The sequence below is a fragment of the Acidimicrobiales bacterium genome, from assembly GCA_036273495.1.
GTDB lineage: Bacteria > Actinomycetota > Acidimicrobiia > Acidimicrobiales > JAJPHE01 > DASSEU01.
On sequence record DASUHN010000282.1, the window covers coordinates 1 to 4,208 of the forward strand.

Here is a 4,208-nt window from a genome sequence, read left to right on the forward strand (position 1 = left end):
CGGCCACCGTGACCCGGCCGTCCCGGACCGGTGGGGCCTGCTCCATGGGCTCCCCGAGCAGGTCGTCGGCTATGTCGTGGAACACGGGCAGCTGCTGGCGGAAGAAGCCGAGGACGAACGCCGGCTCGGTGTCGATCATGAGGGTCAGGGCGGGATGCTCCCGCAGGTACTTCATGAGGTACTCGGCCAGGGCCTCGAGGCCGGGCCTTCCCTTCTCGTCCGCCAGCGAGCGCCGGAGGCCCTCGGAGAACCGGTCCCGCTCGTACTCGGCCAGGACCGCCAGCAGGTCCTCCTTGGAGGGGAAGTACCGGTAGACCGTGCCCCGCGACAGGCGGGCGACCGTGGCCACGTCCGCCATTGTCAGGCGGCGCAGGCCCACGCGGCCCATCGCCTGGAGGGCGCCCTCGAGGATCCGGTCCCGTGTCTCGGGAATCAGCTCTCCCGTCATCGCCGGGGAGACGCTATCCCGGGCTGGTCGCCCGGGAAGGGGTCCTTCTCAGCCGACGAACTCCAGCGGCAGGCTGTGTACGGCCCGGAGCATCGGCGTCCACAGCAGGTCCGCCCCCGGCCGGATGCGGTACGAGGGGATGCGCCGGTGCCACTCCCGCAACGCCACCCGCAGCTCGAGGCGGGCCAGGTGAGAGCCCAGGCAGCGGTGGATGCCTCCACCGAAGGCCATGTGCCGGTTCACCTCCCGGCCGAAGTCGACCCGGTCGGCGTCCTGGATCCCGTCGGGATCGGTGTTGGCCGCCCCCACGAACACCAGCAGCGAGTCACCCTTGTGCACCGGGCACCCGCGCACCTCGGTGTCCTGGGCGGCCACCCGGGCCACCCCGGCCACCGGGGACTCCCAGCGGAGCAGCTCCTCGACCACCGTCGGGATCACGGCGGGATCGGCCCCGATCCGCTCGCGGTCCTCGGGGTGCTCGGCCAGATGGACGAAGAAGCAGCACAGGCTGTCGGTCACCGTGTCGAGCCCGGCGATGATGAACAGGTAGCAGATGTCGAGGATCTCCTGGCGGGTCAGCTTCATCCCGTCGACCTCGGCGTCGAGCAGTCGCGACAGCAGGCCGTCGCCGCGGTTGCGTTCCAGCTCGTCCAGGGCCTTCTCGAAGTACTCGTAGCACTCCTTGCCCGCGGCGACGCGGTTCTGGGCCGCCTTCTCGAAGTCGTGCTCCCCCCAGCCCCGGACGATCCCCTCCTTGATGTGGAGGAAGTGGTCGAGGTCCTCGGTGGGCAGGCCCACCAGGCGGAGGAACGCGGTGCACGGGAACGGCACGGCGAAGTCCTCGGTGAAGTCGCACTCCCCCTTGTCGGCGAAGGCGTCGATCAGCTGGTTGGCGAGCGACGCAACCTCACCCTCGAACTTGGCCATCTCGCGAGGGGCGAAGTAGGGATCGAGCAGCACCCGGTACTTCTTGTGGTCGGGGGGGTCGATCTGCAGCGGGATCAGCGGCCGGTCGTTGCCGATGCCGCCCATCCCCTCCCCGAACTGGGAGGAGAAGAGCTGCGGGTTGCGCAGCACGTACTCCACGTCCTCGTGGCGGGTGAAGACCACCGACGGCTTCTGGCCCGGGATCACCATGTCGTCCCGGCACGGCGCCCCCTGGCGCATCTCCTCGTAGTACCGCCGGGGGTCCCGGGCGAAGTCCTGGTCGGCGAAGAGCTGGAAGGACCAGCCCTCCTTCGTGTAGTCGATCGACGGCGCCGCGTCGGCCTTGGTCATCCGATCCCCTCCCCGGCTGGGTGAGCCGCCCCGCCGTGGCGGCCCCCATTGAACACGATCAGCTGATTATGTCATATGTGTGCTGTCGGGTCCAACCGCCGCCCGGGCCGGTCAGAGGATGGCGCCCTTGACCTTGAGGTCCAGGATCCGGTCCATGTCCAGGCCCAGTTCCTGGAGGACCTCGTCGGTGTGCTCCCCGTGTTCGGGGGCGGGCGTGAGCTCCCCGGGCTGCTCGTCGAACTGCAGCGGGGACGGCACCATGCGGAAGCGGGTGCCCCCCGAATGGGTGAGCTCGGTGATGTAGCCGTTGGCGGCCGCCTGGGGGTCCTCGAGCAGCTCCCCGGCGGTCTGCACCGGCGCCCACACCCCCTCGACCTGGGCCAGCACCTCCCGCCACTCGGCCAGGGAGCGAGTGGCGAAGATCTCGTCCAGCACCCCGACGCACTCCCTCCGGTTCTCGAAGCGCGTGGCGCCGTCGGCGAAGCGGGGGTCGTCGGCGAGCTCGGGGCGCCCGAGCGCCTTGACCAGCTCGGGCCAGAAGCGGTCCCCCTGCAGCATCATCAGCGAGAGGAAGCGGCCGTCCCCGGTCCGATAGGTGTTGACGAGCGGGTTGGGCCCGGCGGTGCGGTCGCCGCGCGGGAGCTTGGAGATGCCGAACATCCCGGCCGCCAGGATGCTGGCGCCGGTGGCCCACATGGCGGTGCTCAGCAGCGAGTTGTCCACGACCAGCGCCTCACCGGTGCGCTCCCGGTGGAACAGGGCGGCGCAGATCCCGCCGGCGATGGTCATGCCGCCCAGCAGGTCCCCGAAGGCGGGGCCGGCCGGGGGTATCGGCCACTCCCCCTCCGGCGTCAGGATGTCGGCCACGGCGCGGAACCAGAACGAGGCCCCGTCGAAGCCGCCCTTCTCCGCCTCGGGACCGCGCTGACCCTGACCCGAGCCGCGCACGTAGATGATGTTCGGATTGGCGGCGCGGATGTCCTCGACGTCGATGCCGAGCGAGCGGCGGACCTGGGGCAGGAAGCTGGTGAGGAACACGTCGGAGCGCCCGGCCAGCTCGAGGAGGAGCTGGCGCCCGTCCGGGGACTTGAGGTCGATGGCCACCGAGCGCTTGCCCCGGTTGGGCAGCTCGATCATGTGGTTGACCCCGCCCGGTCCGGACGGGACCAGGCCCGAGTTGACCAGCCCCCGTTGGGGGTCACCGGAGTCGGGATGCTCGATCTTGATCACGTCGGCCCCCCATTCGGCCAGGACCGCTCCCGCCGACGGGACGTAGGTCCACGCCGCCACCTCGAGTACGCGTATGCCCTCCATGATTCGGACCACTCCGAGCTCCTTCTGTCTGGGTCTGTCGTCTAGTCGTCGAACGGCCGGCAGATGCGGCACGGTGGCCGTCCCGTCGCATCGTCGGCGGTCAGCCGCTGAAGGCCCTCGGGATGGCGCACCGCCACCGGACAGTCGGCCCGGTGCACGTTGGTGCCCGTGGCGGTGGCCACCAGCTCCCCCGCCCCGGTGGACGCAGCCGCCGGGACCGGGACGGCCGCGGCGGGAGACGCCGGGGCCCGGCCAGCCAGGGCTGCTTCGAGGAGCTGGAACAGCTGCTGGTCCCGGGCCAGCCGTTCCGCGTGGTGCAGGTCGGCCTGGTCGTAGATCCGGTACAGCCAGTGGGCCCAGTACATCAGGCCGCCGACGATCATCAGCCCCAGCCCCACGAACGAGCCGCTGACCAGGTACGGGATCTGCTGCTGCACCACCGAGGCGTGGGCGGCGCCGTACCAGGCGATGAGGATGACCACCACGCCGAGGGGCACGAGGAGCGACCCGGCGGCCACCTGCCATGTGTTGCGCAGGTCGAGGTGGGTGAAGCGCCCGGCCGCCGCCGCCAGGATCTCGGCGGGAGAGCGGCCCTTCCCGTCGGGGCGGGTGGCCAGGTCCTCGGGCGCGGTCACGGTTCAGATCCTCCCCTCGAGCAGCTGCCAGCGGGCGTAGCCGAACAGCGGGCCGGCCAGCACCAGGCTGGCCAGCACGCCCGCGATTATCCACCCGACCGGCGCCGGCACTCCCGACGTGGCGCGGACCGGTTGGAGCGACGGCGCCGCGCCCGGGCCGGAGATCCCGCCCGTCGTCGCCGCCGGGGACGTCAGGGAGCCGGCGCCCAGGTCCGGCCCGGCGGCGGCGGGCCCGCTCGAACCCGTGCCGGCTGTGGCGGCGGGCGGGGCCAGCGCCGGAGTGGGGAGGCCGGCGAACGCAGGGGCGGTCGTGGCCTCGGCGGACACCTTGGCCCCGCCGTACACCACCTCGATGTGCAGCGGCGCCGGCGGGGTGCCGACGGGGACCGGCGGCTGGCCCGGGATCGAGATGGCGGGCACGCCCGGCACCCCGGTGGCGGGCAGCTGGCGGTCGATGGTCACCTCCAGGCCTCCCGAGTCGGCCGACGCCGCCCCGGCCCCGACCGTCGTCACCGGGTCGATCAGCTTCACCG

General features: G+C 71.9%; 5 protein-coding genes. All 5 read right to left on the reverse strand.

Annotated features, from left to right (window positions below):
* On the reverse strand, positions 1-448 hold a 448-nt coding region (locus VFW24_12035), incomplete at its 3' end, for a TetR/AcrR family transcriptional regulator (GenBank protein HEX5267493.1).
* Positions 449-496: 48 nt separating this feature from the next.
* A complete protein-coding gene (locus VFW24_12040) occupies positions 497-1,726 on the reverse strand; it encodes a cytochrome P450 (protein HEX5267494.1) in 1,230 nt (409 codons plus the stop codon).
* Between the two features lie 111 nt (positions 1,727-1,837).
* A complete protein-coding gene (locus VFW24_12045; GenBank protein HEX5267495.1) occupies positions 1,838-3,052 on the reverse strand; it encodes a CoA transferase in 1,215 nt (404 codons plus the stop codon).
* A gap of 29 nt (positions 3,053-3,081) precedes the next feature.
* Positions 3,082-3,675, reverse strand: a complete 594-nt coding sequence (locus VFW24_12050) for a hypothetical protein (protein ID HEX5267496.1) — start codon at positions 3,673-3,675, stop codon at positions 3,082-3,084.
* Positions 3,676-3,678: 3 nt separating this feature from the next.
* Positions 3,679-4,208, reverse strand: a 530-nt coding sequence (locus VFW24_12055; GenBank protein HEX5267497.1) for a hypothetical protein, incomplete at its 5' end; no start/stop codon positions are given.